An 18,950-nucleotide genomic window follows, 5' to 3' on the forward strand; every position below is an offset into this window, starting at 1 on the left:
CTTCTGTTACTTCGACTAATAACCGAGAAATCAAACCCTCTATACCGAACTACCCACCAACCCTCACATGGAAAAATCTTATAATATCCGTATCAGGGTCATAATAAAAACTGACAAAACCCACATCAGCAATAAACTGATACCCTGGAGATGTAGGTGCTACTCCAGGTATTCGTATAGACGGTATATTCCTTAAAGGCTCACCCAACTCACGAAGAGCATCTGCACCTGACTTAATATTAAAGTACCTACCTTTTAACTCAGGACCAGCCGGAAAATAGCCATCAAACTGCACACAGTGAACACGATAAGCTTCTATAAAACCATCATCAGACGATTGAAAGTATATTCCACTTTCAGGGATTTTCAAAAATTGATTACCTTCAACTTTTGAATACTCCACAATCGGGAAAATATTCTTAAACTCAAGAAAAACCTCTTCGATTTTTCGATTCAATTGCATATCAGGGTTCATACTTTATTCCCATATCATCAAATAACTTCTTATTAAAATCATGAACACCACTACGAGTCTCGTCGATTTTCGCTTGAGACCACCCTTCTCTTTTCCAAACAGGCATCCATGTATCTAGATCCGCTTCAGCTGCTTTATATAGATCAGAGCCATCGGTAGCAATTTTTTCTTTGCTATTCCTACCACCAAATGTGCGAGACTCAACAATGTGACTGCAGGTCTTAACAACTACACAATTAGTGTTATTTCGAAGCGCTTTTAACTCTGAATCGCTTAGCTCTACACCCTGCCTACGCAATGCATCTTTAACCGCAGCAAAGGACGGAATATGGTCTGGAGTCAAACCGTCTCCAACACTTCTTGGGGCGGTTTCCCCATATGTACCTACCTCACCCTCCTCAACCTTCGACGGCTTTTCATTGCGCCCGGAACTGCTTTCACTTTGCTTTAACGACACAGAGGTACGATCAGCTTTAGGTTTACGGCCTTGAACCACCCCTGTCAAGATGGCCGCCATAAATTGTCCGCCGCCTATCAACGAACCTTCAAAGCTATCCTTTTCGTTGAGAGCTATACCTTCGATGCTATCCGCTACCTGCTTGCCCAGCGCTCCGCTGTACTCCGCAATCTTCTGGTTCAGCGCCTCACCCAACGGCGTCTCGGAAACTGCGTTGAAAACCGCCAGTTGCACAAGACCTTTAGGCCCCTGCGCCACTGCCACCAACACACTCACAGCCTCCTGCTGATCTGGATGCTCCTGGATGTATTGGTTAATCGAAGCCATTGATCGCAGTGTGTCTTGAGCAGCAGTAAGTTTTTCTGCATCACTCGCATTCACAGGAGTGGCAGGTAACTCGATTGATCCTGGGCTGTTAGCCTTGTTGTCCATCTGAAGCGTCTGATCAAGAACTTCGACCGATGTCAGGTCGATCCCGGCAAGGCGCGCAATTTCGGCCACGACCGTTTCCTGAAACGCAGGGTCGGCCATTGTCTTCATAGCCTGACTGCGCGTCATCCCACCCTGAAGCAACGAGTCCAAGGTGTTTTCAGCAAAATCAGCCCCCATCAGACTGGCAGTACCCGCATCCATCTTGCGGCCCAAGGTGCTCTCGATCTTGTTGACAGCACGGGTCAGACCACGGGAAGCCTCTTCATAGTTTTGCCTGGCAGTTTCGTTGAAAGTAAGGAGTTGGTTTGCCCACTGCTTGGCAGTGTCTACCGGCTGGCTAACCGCCTCCACCGAACTCTTCGTCACATACACATCAGTCCGGTGCTCGTCATCACGCGTGATCTCGTATGCCTTGTCGACATCACGATTCAAGCCCGCTGTTGAGTCCTTACCCGCCGTATCACTGCGCACCACCACATCGCCTGCACCCACGGTGCCCCGGACGATCTGTTCACGATCCTTGTTGTAGTTCCAGCCCTCGACGCTCCAGCCGTTTTTCTGGTTGTCGCCTTTGCCTACCTGACTTGAGTCCTGCGTAGTGCTGCTGCCAGTGCCGTACGAACCCCCGACGTTCAGGTAGTAACCGTGCTCCTTGTCCTTGCCCGCGATGTCGCTGTAGCCCAGCGTGTTGGTGTCCAGCTTGAGGTTGCCGCTATCGGAAGCGATCAATGCGCCGTCGAGCTGGGTGTGGTTCTCGGTGCGGATGTCGACCTTGTCTTTGGCCGTGATGCGGGTCTGTTCCTCGATCCAGTTCTTGGAGCCGTTGGTCTGACCGTACCCGACCGAGCCGCTGACGCTGCCGCCAAAGCCCACTACAACGGTCGCGCTGAGATCGAATTCCTTACCTTGTGCCTTGCCGGTATCTGGCAGGGAAGTGACATTGAGGTCGCGGCCTACGCGTCCGACCACGTCGTTGCCGCGCAGTGTTGCACCGGCAATGTTGGTGTCCTGGCCGCTGGTGAAACCGAGGTGATTACCGGCGTACAGGTACGCTTCCTGCTGCTGTTTGCCTTCGCGCTCCAGGTCGCCTTTGCCGATGTTGACGCTGGCGTAAACGCCGATGCCTCCCGGACCGATGGCGATACCGGCTTCCCCTCCGCCATTTTTACGGGTGTTCTCGGTGGAGCTGTCGTTCTGGGCTGCCTTGATGTTGAGGGTGTTGCCGGCATTCAGATTGATGTTTCGCTCTGCCTGAGCCTGCGTGCCGATCAGGTTGAGGTCATTGCTGGCCTTGATGGTGACGTCACGACCTGCCTGCAACGTAGTAACGGTCGAGGCCTCCTGACTCTGATCACCTTTGGCGATGCCGCTGCTGCCACCCACGCCGAGTTTGAACCCGCCACTGCTGCTGCCGTGGATACCACTCCAGCTTTTCTGCTCGCTGGTTTCCTGGCTGTAGCTGCCTTTGGCGGCATCAAGCGTGACATCCCGGCCTTTGATGTTGATGTCGCGGCCAGCCTGCAATTGGCCGCCGCTGATCTGAACGTCGTTGCTCGCGGAGATGTTCAGGTTGTTGCCTGCGTCCAGCGTCGAGGCGCGGTTGGTCGTTTCGACCACTTGCTGGCTGGTGCCCTGCTTGCTGTTACCGAACTTTCCATCGCCCGTCGGGCCAGACAGGAACTGCGAGGTGCTGTCTACTGCCTTGAGCGTGCTCGATCCCTTGCTCGTGGCGTCCTCACCCTTGCCTGCGCCGCTGATGGCGTCCTTGGTGCTGCCATAGTTGTGATCAATGCTCGCACTCAGACCATTACGCGAATTTTCGCGCTGTTGCTCGACCGTCTGAGATTCACGCGCAGCATCAATCTTGATATTGCGCCCGGCGGTCAGATTGATGTCATTGAGCGCCTGAAGGTCAGAACCTACCTGGTTGATGTCGCGCTTGGCATTGACTGTAAGGTCTTCGCCTGCGCGTACCTGGCTGGCGGCAGCGCTCTGTTGCTCAAGGCGGTTCTTCTCCTTGGTGCGATCAACGCCTGCAAAGAAGGTCACGCCATTGGCGTTGGAGGACACGCCAATGCCCGACTGCCTGTTCTTCTCCCAGTCTTGGTTGGACTGGGTGCTCTGAGCGGCAAGAATGTTGACGTCCTGACCTGCGTTCAGACTGACATTCGCGCCTGCGTTGACGCCGCTGCCGACAATGTTGATGTCGCGCTCGGTCTGCAGACTTAAATTGCCTGCAGCGTTGATCTGGCTGCCTACACTGGTGCTGCTCTGCGCTTGGCCGCCAGCTTCTTTAGCCGACGAGATGGACAGGAATCCGCCAGACACTGAAAGACCGGTTTTCTTCTTGTACTCGTCGCTGTGGCTGGAGGCTTCATCGTTGGCCGAGAGTAGATTGATGTCGCCGGTTTTATCCACCAGACCGGCTCTGAGGTCCACATCATTGCCTGCATCAATGTTGCTGGCGCGCAGCGTGATGTCCTTGCCTGAAGCCACTACCACATCGTTGCCGGCACTCAGTTCACTGGCGACTTGAGTAGCGCTGGTCTTCAGCTCGCTTTTTCCACTTTTGGACACGCCAAAAGAGCCGGATTTACTTTTCTGGCTGTAAGCACCCTGCTCATCGACACCAGAGAGTACGGTCACATCGTTAGTGGCACCGAGAACCAAGTCATTGCCCGCCGAAAGACGGCTGCCAATGACACTGACATCATGCCCACCGTTGATGCTGACGCTGCCGTCAGCAGCTTTGGTGGTATTGATGGTGAGGTCTTGCCCTGCATTGATGACCGACGCAACGTTGCTGCTGTCGTAGCTTTCCTGCTGTTTGCTGCTACTGCGTCCGAACGAACCTTTGCTCTTTTTGGCATAGAAGTACGAGCTTTCGTCCTGAGCTGATGCAATGGTCAAATCTTGCGCAGCATCAAGCGCAATGTTGCTCCCGGCATTGATGCGGCTGGCGATGATGTCGAGATTCTGCCCGGCCTGCAAAGCCACACTGCCGCCCGCTTTCAGGTCCGCAGACACTTGGCTGACATGATCTTCCTGCTCGGTCACCTTCTTGCTTTTGCCGTAGGAATGCTGTTCATCAGCCGCCGAGGACAGGGTCAGGTTTTCCGTCGCGGCCATCGCGATGTCGCGCTTGGCGTCGATGCTGCTGGCGATGACGTTGATGTCGCGGCCGGCCTGGGCCGTCAGGTCGCGTCCGGCGCTGACCGTGGAGCCCAGTTGCGTGATGCTGGAGTTACTGGAGTTCGCACCGCGTGTCTGGCCGTTCTCGGTCTGGGCCGAGTCGATAGCGACGTCACGGCCCGCAGCGATGCTCAAGTCACGACCAGCCTGCAACACGCCGCCGGTGTTTTTCACGTCACGACCCGCTTGCAGGGACATGTCGTTAGCCGCTTCGATACGTGCCGCGCTGTCAGCGAAGTCCTGACGCCAGGTCGCGTCGCCTGACGCGCTCTGATGGCTGGTCACCGTGCGTTCGTTGATGACATCGCCGCGCAGGGCGGTCAATGTCACATCACGTCCGGCGATAATGCCCCCGGACTTGTTGATCAGGTCGTTACCTGCCAGCAGGTCCAGACGGTTGCCAGCTTCTATCAGGCCGCTGTTGACCAGATCATTTCCAGCAGCAGCCGACAGGTTATTGGCCGCTCGCAAGGTGCCGACGTTGTCGAGGTTTTGCCCCGCGATCAGCGAGACGTCGTTACCGGCAATCAATGCACCGGTCGGGCCAAGGCGATTGTCGGCCTGAGCCATATACAGCACCGGCACCAGCACTTTTTCGCCATTCACTTCATGCTCTTCGAGCCAGACGATGTCATGGGTCAGCGCTGCGACTTGTTGTGAGTTCAGCGATACGCCGACCGCCAGGTTCAGCTGCTGCTTGCTGGCGATGGCGTTGTTCATCAGGTACTTGAACTGGGCCTCGTTGAAGGTTTGTCCATCGATGAACGCCTGACCGGTGCGGGCCACGACTGCTTGCTGAACGAGGCGTTGCTCATACAAGCCATCGCCCAGGCGCTTGGCACTGACTTCGGGGTCGTAGCCCAGGCCTGCGAGCAGGTAATCCGAACTCATGAACTGCTTGAGGTCAGTAAGGACCGGGTTGGTTTCGATCAGGTATTTTTGCGGTTTGGAAACGAAGTTGCTGCTGGGCAGGCCTTCCACTCGGGTCACCGTTTGCGCTGCCGCCGAAACGAGCGGCGTAATAGCGCTGGCCTGCGCCACTGTGGCGGGCTGAGTGATAGCGGTTGAAGCAGGCGTGGTCGTGACAGGGTTTAGAACAGCAGCAGTGACAGGACTGACCGGAGCAGCCACAGCGCTGCGAACCGGTGCAATGACCGTTCCGCCTTGAGCACTTACAACCACCTGGGTGACTGCAGCAGTCGCGCCTGACTGGGCACCGGTCGTAGCCTGATTGACAACGCTGACCAAGCTACCTTGCGTACCATTTACAATCTGACCGGCTTTGTTGACCTGGGTGCCCTGCATCATTCCAGCGTTTTCCGCGGCCGAGTTACCGGAAGAAATGGCGGTGATAGCCGCAACACCTGCCGTCGATCCTGCATTCTGGACAGGCAACAATACGCCGCTGCCCTGATTGCCCGTCGCAATGCCGGTCACGCTGTCGACGCTGGTGACACCTGCGGAATCAGAGGTATGGCTTGGCAGCACTAGCCCACCAATAGGTGCGGCACCTGGAGCGCTGGTATCAAAAGCAGTTGCATTGGCGCTTACGCCTGCGCTTTGCCGTGTGACGGAAGCAAGCTGGCGGGTGGCGTTGGATATCTGGCCCACCGAGCCAATCTGGATGGTGCTTGCCTGTGCGTCTGAAACGGTGTGCTCTCGTTGCGCGACGGACACCGCTGCGCTGCCCATTGTCCAGCTTTGCGGCAGGCCTACAGGTTGAGCGACAGTGGCTGCGGTGCCGGTCTGGCCACTCAGGCGGAACAGGCCGTTCTGCCCGGTCGGCAGGCTGAAGCCTGGCAGGCTCAAAGGATTGACTTGTTGTTGGGCCAGGTCTGGCGGCAGTTGCTGATTGACAGTAATGCGTGTGGAGAATTGACTGCCCGGCGCATTGGTGTCAGTGCGAGAACCGCCGCTCACGTAGCTGTAACCAGCGCGTACGACGTTGTTGCCGATGTTCTTGCTCGCGTTGACGTTTACCGCGCCGCCGGCCTGGATAATGGCGGCATAGCTCTGGTCGCCGGTTGACAGCTGAGTGACCTTGCGGAACTCAGGCATCTCTGTCTCGGTGATGGCGATGAAGTCCGCCATTGCCGGTTCCAGGCCGCTGAGGTTGTTGGCGTTATAACCGCTGCTGGTAAACCAGTACTTTTCAGTGAAGTCGCTTGCGGCGTTGGTCCAGGCCCCGGCGTTGCTAGTACGGGCGCTGCGGTACACGCGCACTGTTTCGGTGTCGCTGGCCTCTATGCCGGTGTTGTTCAGGTTGTTCAGCGTAGCGTTGAGGTTACCGCTGGTGACGATGGTGCTGCTTTGGTTGAACAGATCACCGCCGTTGATGTTCAGATTACCGCCAGCGGTAATGCCGGACGCAGCACTGGCTGCGGTCACTTCAAGCTTTTCACGCTGGGTTATTTCCCAGGTATGAGTTGCTTTGCCACTGCCGCAGTCGTTGTTATAAAACTCGCGATTGCACGCCCCCTCATCAATCCTGGCGGTATAGATACCGCCATTGCTGGTCGTCAACAGGGCGCGGACGTTTTGTATTGTGCTCGCCGCGAGGCTCATGCTGCCGTCGCTTTGTATCGACGCAGAACTGTTGACGATGCTGTCGGCAAGCGCGCCTTGCCCGTTACGGTCAATCGTGAGATTGCCCAGGCTGTAGATGTTGGCGTAGCTGTTGTTCAGCGAACTGACACGCAGGCTCATGTTGTTGCCACTGAAGATCAGCCCACGGTCATTGACCAGCGAGCCGGTGGTCACAGTCAACGCCTGACCGCTGCCCAGCGTGCCTTGGTTGTTGATGCTCCCCGCGTTGATGGTCAGATTAGTCGCCGAGGTCAGGCGACCGGCATTGTTCAGTTGCCCCCCCATGGTCACCGAGGTTTCACCGCCGCCGGATATGGTCGAAGCGGCGCTCAGGTTCACTTGTGCCGCACTCAGTCCGAGCGTTCCTAGGCTGCTGAGACGGCCATTGCCGCCGTATGTACCGCCGAGGTTGAGGCTTAGCGAGCCGTCACTGGCGATCAATCCATCGTTATTCCAATTGCCACCATTACCCACGAGGCTGGTCGACGCCAGCAATTGCCCGCCCGCCGTCTGATTCAAGGTTCCGACATTCACCGTCAATCGCCCGGCCTGAATCACGCTGCTGTTGGTCCAGCTATCAGCACTCAGTGTCAAACCACCGCGGGTAACAATGCTGCCGCCAGCACTGGTCAGGTTGGCCGTAGAAATATCAAACGTGCCATTACCCGTATGCAACAACGACCCGCCGCCATTGAGAAAGCTGCCCGCATTGAGGATCAGGTCGCTGTTGGCGCTTTCCAAGGTGCCGTTGCGGTTGTCGAACAGGTTGCCGATCTGGAAGTTTGTGGCGCCGCCTCCGCCCAGCGCGCGCAGTTGCCCGGTCTGGTTGTCCAGACTGGCAGCGGTCACGGCCAGGGTGCTGTCGCTTTCGATGATGCCGAAGCGGTTGTTCAGCGCGCCGCTCAGGTTCAGTTCGACCTGGCCGCCAGCGATCTGGCCGTCGTTGTCGCCACTGTTGTCGAAGTTGCCACCGTTGACCCGCACCAGGCCTTTGGCGTACAGGCCGCCATTGCGGTTGTCGAAGCCGGGGGTAGTGATCAGCGCTTCGCCGCCGCGCGCGGAGACTCGGCCGCCGTAGTTGTCGAAGCCGCCCAGCGCGGTCAGGTTGAGGCGCTGCGCCTGGATGACGCCACCCTGGCGGTTGGCGTCATAGCCATTTTTCAGCACGCCGGCCAGTTTCGCGGTGAACAGACCTTGCAGGCTGGACAGCACTCCGCCCTGACTGTAGAGGTTGGCGCCGCTCAGGTTCAGGTCACCGTTCTGCGCGATGATCCGACCATTCTGGTTGTCGACGGTACCCGCGACATCGACGCTCAGTGCGCCGACGCTCTGTACCGCGCCGCGAACGTTGGACAGGCTCGCTGCATTCAAATGTGCATCGGCGCTCTGGCTATAGATCAAGCCATCGGCATCGTTGAGGACACTGCCACCCGCGACGACTGTCAGTGTGTTGTTGGCAGCAACAGTGCCGCGGTTACGGTTGTCCAGTTGCCCGGACGTATTGAGGGTCATCAGGCTCTGGCTGATCAGTTGCCCGGCCTGGTTGTTGATCGCGGTACTGCGCCGCAACAGCAGGTTACCGCCGCTGGCCAGCTTGCCGCTGGTGTTGGTCAGGCTGCCCAGCAGGTCGAGTGTCATCTCGCCCTTGCTGCTCAGATTACCGGCGCTGTTGTCGAGGCTGCTGCCTTCGAAGTTGAAACCCTGCTGGGCCGTCAGGTTACCGGCCGCGTTGTTCAGGGCATTGGCTTTGATGGTCATCCCGGCACCACTGTCGATCAGGCCGTTCTGGCTGTTGTTCAGCAGGCCGGCTACGGTCAGCGTCTGACCGGCGCCGCTGGAGAGGATGCCGCCGCTGTTGTCGAGGCTGTCAGCGGTTACGCTCAGTGTGTTCTGGCTGACCAACGCACCGTTGCTGCCGTTGAGCAATTCACCGGCCAGGGTTGTAAAGAGGTTACCGCTGCGGCTGGACAAGGTGCCGTTGTTGCGGTTGTCGAGGCGGTTACCGGAGACGTTCAGACCCTGCCAGCCGGAAATCAGGCCGTTCTGATTGAGCAGGTTGGTCGCGGTGACTGTCAGCACGTTGCTGCTGATCAGCTTGCCGCTACTGTTATTGAGGGTGCGGCCATCGAACCTGAAACTCTGCGCGCTGGAGACCTCCCCAGACTGGTTATTCAGGTCGCGAATGCGGTTAAGGGTCAGCGAACCGTCTGCCGTGATCAAACCGCCGAGGTTGTTGAGGTCGTTGCCTTGCATGTCGATGGACAGACCGGCATCACCCATCACGCGTCCGCCGTTGAGCGACAGTGCGTTGAGGACCAGGGTCATGTCACGTGTGGCCGACACTTCGCCGCCGTTGCCGGAATCGAGACTGCCGGCAGTCAGGTTCAGGGTGCCGGTGCTGTTGATCAGGCCCTTCGCGGTGTTGTTGATCGATGTAGCGTTGAGGATCAGGCTGGTGCCGCCCCACACCTGACCGCTCTGGTTATCGAGGCTGGCCGCGCCCACCTTGAGCGCCTGAGTAGCATTGATCAGGCCTCTGTCGCGGTTAGTCAGCGCACCGGTGACGGTGAGGTCCAGGTTGTTACGACTGGTCAGCGTACCGCCCGTGTTATCGAGGGTATTGGCAGTGGCGTCGACACCGGCGGCGGCGATCATGCCTTTGACGTTGGTCAGCGCACGGGCGATGCGCAGGGTCAGCAGTTGATTGCTGAGCAGTTTGCCGCCGCTGTTATCCAGTTGCTGGGCGTTGAGGGTAAATGCCTGGGCGCTGGAGATTTCACCGTTCTGGTTCAGTACCTCGTTGACGTTTTTCAGCAGCAGTGCGCCCGGCGCGTTGATCAAACCGCCCTGGTTATCCAGTTGGCCGTTGTTCAGGTCCAGGCTCAAGGAAGTGTTGCTGAACAGACTGCCGCCCTGCTGACTCAGGCGGCTGACACTAGCGGTCAGTGCCTGGCTGCTGCCGATGCTGCCACCAGCGCTGTTGGTCAGTCGTGCGGTCGTCAGGTCCAGGCGATTGCTACTGCTGACGCGACCGTTCTGGCTGTTGTCGAAATCCCCGGTCCTCAGCGTCAGCAGGCCTTTGCCGCTGATATTGCCTTTCTGGCTGTTATCAAGACTGGCACTTTTCAGGTCCAGTACGCCGTCGGTCAAAAGCTTGCCGCCCTGGTTGCTGATTGCCCCGCTGCTGTCGAGGGTCAGTTTTCCAGCGCTGGAAATGCTGCCTGCGGTATTGGTCAGACTGCTGGTCTTTACCGTCAGGACATCTTCGTTGCTGATCAGGCCTTGAGTGTTATCGAGTGCTGCAGACAGGTCGATACCCAAGGCTTTGAGGGCACTGAGCGCACCACCGGTGTTGTCCAGTGTGCTACCGACCAGCGTCAAGCCGCCTTGGCTGGAGAGCAGACCGTTCGTTCGGTTGGTGATCTGCGCAACGTTCAGATTCAAGGCTTTCTGCGCCAGCACCTGACCGCTGTCGCTGTTGTTCAGTTGCTGGCCGGTCAGGGTCATCTCATCCTGACTGGACAGTTCACCGCCACGGTTATCGATGCTGGTGACATTGATATCGAGGGCTTGGGTTGCGCCGATGAAACCGTTCTGACGGTTGTCCAGCGCGTCGCCACGCAAGGTCAATGTGCCTTGGGCAAGCATCTGGCCGTTCTGCTGTAGAAGGCTGCCGATCCGTGCGTTGAGGTTCTGTTTGCTGGCGATCTGGCCGAGGCGGTTGTCCACGGTCGCGGCGTTCAGCGTCATGTCAGCGTCGCCGACCAGCGTGCCCTTGACGTTGGTCAGGGCGGTATTGACCATCAAGTCCAGAGCTGCGCGGCTGCTGATCAAGCCTTCGGTGTTGTCCAGGCTGTCGCTGCGAGTGTTCAGCGCGGCAGCGGAAATCGTACCTTTGACGTTGCTCAGCGCCTTGTTGACGATCAGCGTCAGGGCCTGACTGCTGAGCAGTTTGCCGCCACTGTTATCGAGGCTGTCGACGTTCAGGGTGAAGGCCTGTGTACTGGAAATTTCGCCGTTCTGGTTGGCCACGCCGTTGAGATTCTTCAGCAGCAACACGCCCGGGGCGTTGATCAGACCGCCCTGATTGTTCAACTGGCCGTTGTTCAGATCGAGGCTCAGCGAGGTGTTGCTGAACAGCTCACCACCCTGCTGGTCGAGGCTGGTCACGCTGGCCGTCAACGCCAGCGCACTGGCAATACGTCCGGCGCTCTGGTTGATGACCTTGCCTGCCGTCAATCGCAGGGTATCGCTGCTGGTCAGGCGACCGCCCTGGCTGTTGTCGAACGTGCCGGTGGTGACCTGCGTGGCGCCCTTGCCAGCCAGTTTGCCCGCCTGACTGTTGTTCAGGCTGGCGCTGGTCAGTGTCAGCGTGGCGTCGGTAGTAACGGAGCCCGCCTGGTTCTCCAGAGCGCCGGTGGTGGTGACGCTCAAGGCATCGGCACTGGACAGGCTGCCCGAAGCGTTTTGCAGGGAAGCAGCGCTGACCGTCATGGCCGACTCACTGCTGAGCAGGCCGCCAGTGTTGTCCAGCGCGCCAGACAGGCTGATGTTCAGATCCTTCTGGCTCGCCAGCGTACCGCCTGCGTTATCCAGGCGTGTACCGTCGAGACGCAGGGTGTTACCGAACAACAGGCCTTTATTCAGGTTGATCACGCGCGCCACGGTCAGCCCCAGCGCCGTACCGGCCAGGACCTTGCCGCCGTTGCTGTTGTCCAGCGTCTGACCAATGATGTCCACACCGATCTGGCTGGACAGTTCACCGGCCTTGTTGTCGATATCGGCAACATCGATTTTCAGCGCTTTTGTAGAGCCCACCAGGCCGCCCGACCGGTTGTCGAGGGTTTTGCCGATCAGGGTCAGATTGCCCTGCGCAACCAGCTCGCCGCCCTGCTGGGTCAGACTGCCGATATTGGCGACCATGTCTGCCTGGCTGGCGATACGACCGCTGCCGTTGGCAACGCTGTCGACCTGCAACTGCATCAGGCCAGCGGCGTTGAGCAGACCGTTCTGGTTGTCCAGACGCGTGCCGACCAGTTCAAGACCGGCATTGCTGTTGATCAGGCCTTTTTGCGTGGTGCTCAGGCCGGTCTGGCTATTGTCGAGGGCATCGACGAACAGCTGCAGGCCTTTTTCGGCACGAATCGAACCGCCACGGTTATCGACGCTGTCGCTATGCACGATCAACAGGTTCTGCGCGGCAATACGGCCGCCACGGTTATCCAGCGTCTTGCTCGAAAGGTCCATCAAGCCTTTGGCTTGCAGGCTGCCACCCGCGCGGTTGTCCAGCGCTCCGGTCAGCTTCAGAGTCAGTTGGCCATCTGTGACCAGTGCACCGGACTGGCGGTTGTCCAGACTCGCGGCACCTATGTCGATACCCTGCCCTGCGCCCAGCGTTCCGGCCTGATTATCGATGGTTTCAGTGATCACCAGTTTCAGGAACCGGTCAGCCATGACCTGGCCAGCGGTGTTATCGAGGCTCAGCGCATTCAGGGTCGTGTTACCAGCACTGGTCAGCTCGCCGCTGCGGCTCGACAGCTGGCCAGTAACGTTTACCAGCAGATCGGCATCGCTGCTCAGGCTGCCGCTGTTGTTATTCAGCTCATTGGCCGTCAGATCGATACCGTTGCCAGACACCAGACCGCGCAGGTTGGTCAGTAACTGGTCGACACGCACAATGAGCGCTTTGTCGCTGAGCACCGAGCCAGCGGTGTTGTCCAGCGACGTCGCAGCCAGGATGAAGCCGTTGGCGCTGGAAATTTCACCGCTGCGGTTGCTGACTGCATTGAGATTTTTCAGCAGCAACTGGCCCGGCGCGGTAATCAGACCGCCGTCGTTGTTCAGCACGCCTTTGCTTAAATCGAGGCTGACATCGCTGTTGCTGTACAGACGGCCATCGTTGGTCTGATTCAGGCCGGTGACTACGGCAGTCAGCGCCATGGCGCTGGCGATACGACCGGCGTCACTATTGTTCACCAGCGCTGCATCGAGCTTAAGGGTTCCGGTACTGGTCAGGCGACCGCCTTGCTGGTTGTCAAAGGCGCCTGTGACGAGTTTTACCCCTTTGCCGGCAATACGACCGTTCTAGCTGTTGTCGAGACTGCCACTGGTGAGCACCAGTGTTGAATCGCCGAGAATCTGCCCGCCATGGTTCACGACCGGGCCATCGACCGTCAGGGACGAGGCGCCGGCGCTGGTGATGCTGCCGGCAGTATTGCCCAGAGAAGCGGCGCTCAACGCCAGCGTGCCATCGCTGCGCAATGCCCCCTGATCGTTGTTGAGGACGCCCGTGACTTTCAGGCCCAGACTGTTTTTGGCGTAGACGCTGCCACTGCCAGTGTTGGTCAACTGGCCGACGTTCAACTGCACACTCTGCTGTCCGGAGACGGCACCTGCGCCCTGGTTGTTCAGGCTGTCGGCGTTGAGCAGCAACGTACCATTGGCCAGTATACGGCCCTTGCCACTGTTATCGAACTGGCCGACGGTTGCGGTCAGCTCTCCAAGGCTGGAGAGTTCCGCGTTGCGGTTGTCCAGCGTCGCAGCACTCAGTTGAACACCGGTCGCGGAGATCAGACCGCGAAGGTTGGTCAGCAGTTGGTCGATGCGCACGATCAAGGCTTTGTCGCTGATGACCGAACCATCGGTGTTATCCAGCGAAGTGGCCACCAGCGAGAACCCGTTGGCACTGGAAATTTCGCCGTTCTGGTTGTTGACCGCCGTGAGGTTTTTCAGCAGCAACTGCCCCGGCGCATTGATCAAACCGCCTTGGTTGGTCAGCACGCCGTTGCTCAGGTCCAGGCTGACATCGCTGTTGCTGTACAGACGGCCATCGTTGGTCTGGTTCAGGCCAGTGACCACTGCAGTCAGGGCCATGGCGCTGGCGATATGACCGGCGTCGCCGTTGTTGACCCGCCCGGCATTCAGTTGAAGCGCGCCGGTACTGGTCAGGCGGCCGTCCTGATGGTTGTCGAAAGCGCCAGTGGTGAGCACCACACCATTGCCGGCAATGCGACCGCTCTGGCTATTGTCCAGGCTGGCGCTGGAAAGCTTCAGCCCCGCATCGCTGATGATCTGCCCGCCCTGATTGACGACGGCAGCATCGACTTGCAACGTGGCAACACCGGCACTGGTGACCCGACCGCCAGTGTTGGCCAGAGAAGCTGCTTTCAGGTCCAGCGTGCCGTCACTGCGCAGTACGCCCTGATTGTTATTCACTGCACCGGTCAGCGTCAGACCCAGCGTGTTTTTTGCATAAACGCTGCCGCCGGAGTTGGTCAGTTGTCCCAGAGTCAACTGGACGCCCTGCTGTCCGGAGACCACGCCGTTCTGGTTATTCAGGTTATCGGCGGTCAGCAGCATTGTGCCGTTGGCCAGAAGACGCCCTTTCGCACTGTTATCGAACTGGTCGATGGTGGCAGTCAGGGTGCTCAGGCTGGAAATTTCCGCGCTGCGGTTGTCCAGCGTTGCAGCACTCAGATTGACGCCATTGGCGGAAATCTTGCCGCGCAGGTTGGTCAGCAACTGATTGATGCGCACAACAAGCGCTTTATCGCTGAGCAGCGAGCCGTCCGTGTTATCCAGCGAGTTGGCAGCCAGTGTAAAACCGTTGGCACTGGAGATTTCACCGCTCTGGTTGTTGACGACATTCAGGTTTTTCAGCAGCAACTGGCCAGGCGCATTGATCAGGCCGCTCTGGTTGCTCAACAGACCATTGCTCAGGTCCAGGCTGACGTCGCTGTTGCCGTACAGCCGGCCGTCGTTGGTCTGATTCAGGCCGGTGACCACGGCAGTCAGGGCCATGGCGCTGGCGATGCGCCCAGCGTCGCTGTTGTTGACCAGCCCGGCATTCAGCTGAAGTGCACCGGTACTGGTCAGGCGACCGTCATGATGGTTGTCGAAGGCTCCGGTGCTGAGCACCAGACCTTTACTGGCAATACGCCCGCTCTGGCTGTTATCGAGGCTGGCGCTGGTGAGTGTCAGTTGCGCGTCGCTGAGTATCTGCCCGCCACGGTTGACGACGCCGTCATTGATAATGATCGACGCGACACCGGCGCTGCTGATACTGCCCGCGCTGTTGGCCAGCGAGGCTGCACTCCCGGTCAGTGAACCGTCGCTGCGCAGCACACCCTGATCATTGTTCAGTGCCCCGCTGACGGTCAGACCAAGACTGCTTTTGGCAAAAACGCTGCCCCCACCGGTATTGTTCAGTTGGCCCAGGTTCAGTTGCACGCCCTGCTGCCCGGAAACGATCCCGTTCAGGTTATTCAAGCCGCCCGCGGTCAACAGCAGCGCGCCATTGGCCAGCAGGCGACCTTTTTCGCGATTATCGAACTGGCCTATGGTGGCCGTCAGGCTGCCCAGGCTGGACAGTTCGGCGTTGCGGTTATCCAACGCTGCGGCGCTCAGGGTGACGCCGTTGGCGGAGATCTGCCCGCGCAGGTTGGTCAGCAGCTGAGCGATACGCACGATCAACGCTTTGTCGCTGACCAGCGAGCCGTCAGTGTTGTCCAACGAAGTCGCTGCCAGCGTGAAATCGTTGGCGCTGGAGATCTTGCCGCTCTGGTTATTGACGACGTTCAGATTTCTCAGCAGCAGCTGACCGAGAGCGGTTATTTGCCCACGCTGGTTGTTCAGCAGGCCATTGCTCATGTCCAGGCTGACGTCGCTGTTGCTGTACAAGCGCCCGTCATTGGTCTGATTGAGGCCCGTAACCACGGCGGTCAGAGCCATGGCGCTGGCAATACGACCGGCGCCACTGTTGTCGACCAGCCCGGCATTCAGTTGGAGTGCGCCGGTACTGGTCAGGCGGCCGTCCTGATGGTTGTCGAAGACTCCAGTACCGAGCACCAGACCTTTACCGGAAATACGACCGCTCCGGCTGTTATCGAGGCTGCCACTGGTGAGTGTCAGTTGTGCATCGCTGACTATCTGTCCACCCTGATTGACCACCGCACCGTTGAAATTGAGCGCACCTGTGCCGGCACTGCTCACACTGCCGTTGGTGTTGGCCAGACCGGCTGCTTTGAGGTCCATTGCGGCATCACTGCGCAATACGCCCTGATCGTTTTGCAACACACCGCTCAGCGTCAGGTTCAGCGCATCCTTAGCGTAAACGCTGCCCCCAGCGGTATTGTTCAATTGCCCCAGGTTCAGTTGCACGCCCTGCTGACCGGAAAGGATCCCGTTCAGGTTGTTCAAGCCGTCCGCAGTCAACAGCAGCGCGCCACTGGCCAGTAGGCGGCCTTTTTCACGGTTATCGAACTGACCAACGTTGGCCGTCAGACTGCCAAGGCTGGATATTTCGCCATTGCGGTTGTTCAGTGAGCCCGCTGTCAGATCAAGACCGGTCGCAGAAACCAGACCGCGAAGGTTGGTCAGCAACTGATTGATGCGCACAACGAGCGCTTTATCGCTGAGTATCGAACCGTCGGTGTTGTCCAGCGAAGTGGCTGCCAGCGTGAAGCTGTTGGCGCTGGAAATCTTGCCGCTCTGATTATTGACCGCCGTGAGGTTTTTCAGCAGCAACTGACCAGGCGCAGTGATCTGGCCACGCTGGTTGGACAACAGGCCATTGCTCAGGTCCAGGCTGACGTCGCTGTTGCTGTACAGCCGGCCGTCGTTGGTCTGATTAAGGCCGGTAACCACGGCAGTCAGCGCCATGGCGCTGGCGATGCGACCGGCGTCGCTGTTGTTGACCAGCCCGGCGTTCAGTTGAAGCGCGCCGGTACTGGTCAGGCGGCCGTCCTGATAGTTGTCGAAAGCGCCAGTGGTGAGCACCACGCCATTGCCGGCAATACGACCGCTCTGGCTGTTGTCCAGGCTGCCGCTGGAAAGCGTCAGACCCGCATCGCTCAGAATCTGCCCACCCCGGTTGACGACTGCGCCCGTTGTGCTGAGCGTTGCCGTGCCGGCACTGGTCACGCTGCCACTGTTATTGCTCAGAGACGCTGCACGCACAGCCAGAGTGCCATCACTGCGCAGAGTGCCTTGGTCATTGTTCAACGCGCCGCTTACGGCCAGGTTCAGACTGTTTTTGCCGTAGACACTACCGTTGCCAGCATTGGTCAGTTGCCCCAGATTCAGCTGTACACCTTGCTGTCCGGCAACCGAGCCGTTCTGGTTGTTCAGGTGGTCAGAGGTCAGTTGCAGCGCGCCGCTGGCCAGCAGATGGCCTTTTTCGCGGTTGTCGAACTGGCTGACGGTCGAGGTCAGGCTGCCGAGACTGGAGATTTCCGCGCTGCGGTTGTCCACGCTTGCCGCGTTGAGCAGCAGATCGCCATTGGCGCTGATGAGCCCCAGCTGGTTGAGCAACGGCCCGGAAATACGGGCAGACAATGCGCTGCTGCTGAACAGCTTGCCTTGCTGGCTATTGTCCAGAGAACCCGCAGTGATGGTCATAGTGCCATTGCTGCTGATCAGCCCGCTCTGGCTGTTGAGCACCTGAGACGCGTTGATATCGACAGTGCCGCCCTGGCTCAGAATCCGGCCTGACTGGCGATTGTCGACGGCAGTGGCCACGATGCGTGCGCTCGACTGCCCGTTCAGCGTGGCTCCCTGATTGTTCAGGGTCTGGCTGATGCTGGCTTGCAGGGCGCGGCTGGCGGTGATGCTGCCGCTGTTGTTGAGCCCGTTGGCAGACAGCGTCACATCACCCGATGTATTGCGGCTGTTGTCGGCATTGACGCCCGCCTCGATCACCGCGGTGTTATTGATCTGGCCGCCTGCGGAAAGTGTCAGTGCATCGCGCGCGGCGACGTTCTGCCGGGTGATGAGATCACCTGCCGTGGTCATGCCCAGTGACGACCCAGCATAAACCGGCCCGTTGACCTCGGCACTGTTGGCCTTGGCCGCCAAAGCACCGCTGGCAGCGGTCTGCATCATGCTCAAGTGGCCGTTGGCATCAAGCTGGATATCTCCGCCACTGGCCGCCAGATCGCCAGCCAGTCTGACGCCGACACCTGCCTCGGTGCCCACCAGACGGATCGCGCCGGCATACATGCCGCCCAGCGCCGAGCTGTCGACGGCCAGTTCCGGTTTGGCGCTGCCATCGTCAGGCAAGGCTGTAGGATTAAGAGTCTGTGCGTCGACATCGTTGCGACCGGCAATGATGTTGAGGCGCCTGGCGTGTAGCTCGGCATTGATCTTCGCGCTACGGGTAATGATGTCGAACTGGTCGACGTTGTCTGCGTTCAGCCCCACGCCGTCGATGGATATGCTGCCGCCCTGCACATTGAAACGCTGCAATTGCCCGTTGGCATCCAGCACGGGTTTGCCGGTGGTCAGCGTGACCTGCGGGGTATTGATGAAACCACAGCCGTTGCAACTGATACCGTAGGGGTTGGCGACGATGACACGCGCCGCCTGCCCGGCCACTTCCGTATAGCCTTTGAGCTGACTGGCGTTGGCCCCGACCACTTCGTTGAGAATGGTGCTGGCCGCCGTGCCGCGCAGGTTGGCGTTGCCGACGATGATGCCGCCCAGTTGGGTGCTCTGGGTCTGGTTAGTGGAGTTGTTGAGGATGACGCCCTGACTGTCGACGTTGAACTGCTGATACTGGTTATGTGACAAACCGCTGGCATTGGGCGCCGCAATGTTGACGATCGGCACGCCATTGCCGGCCTGGTTCAGGCTGGTATTCGTGCCGCTGACCACGATGCCTTCGGCTTGAACCAGCAGCGGCTGCCAGAACATCGCATTGGCGAGAATCAGCGCGAGGCCGCGCTTGGGCATTCCCCAGAAAGCCCGGCGCTCGACCAGCACAGCAGAGGGCTGACGAGCGAGCAGAGCCAGTTGGTGAACGTCCATGTA

3 protein-coding genes are annotated in these 18,950 nt (G+C 58.9%); all 3 read right to left on the reverse strand.

The window, feature by feature from the left end; translation table 11 throughout:
• Window positions 1–49 precede the first annotated feature (49 nt).
• Entirely contained in the window at window positions 50–475 is a 426-nt protein-coding gene (locus V476_RS26380; protein ID WP_080278645.1) for a hypothetical protein, read from the reverse strand.
• Window positions 465–13,118, reverse strand: coding sequence for a hemagglutinin repeat-containing protein (locus tag V476_RS00325; RefSeq protein ID WP_181017517.1), 12,654 nt, complete (start codon window positions 13,116–13,118; stop codon window positions 465–467). Before V476_RS00325 ends, V476_RS26380 begins: the two co-directional genes overlap by 11 nt.
• Before the next feature lie 108 nt (window positions 13,119–13,226).
• Window positions 13,227–18,947, reverse strand: a complete 5,721-nt coding sequence (locus V476_RS28765) for a two-partner secretion domain-containing protein (protein WP_235810927.1) — start codon at window positions 18,945–18,947, stop codon at window positions 13,227–13,229.
• Window positions 18,948–18,950: the final 3 nt, after the last annotated feature.

It is taken from the genome of Pseudomonas syringae KCTC 12500, assembly GCF_000507185.2.
In the GTDB taxonomy this organism is placed as follows: Bacteria; Pseudomonadota; Gammaproteobacteria; order Pseudomonadales; family Pseudomonadaceae; genus Aquipseudomonas; species Aquipseudomonas syringae.

Bases quoted from the DNA above. Each gene is read 5' to 3' on its own strand.
- V476_RS28765 (WP_235810927.1), bottom strand. From the start codon at position 18,947: ATGGACGTTCACCAACTGGCTCTGCTCGCTCGTCAGCCCTCTGCTGTG.
- V476_RS26380 (WP_080278645.1), bottom strand. From the start codon at position 475: ATGAACCCTGATATGCAATTGAATCGAAAAATCGAAGAGGTTTTTCTT.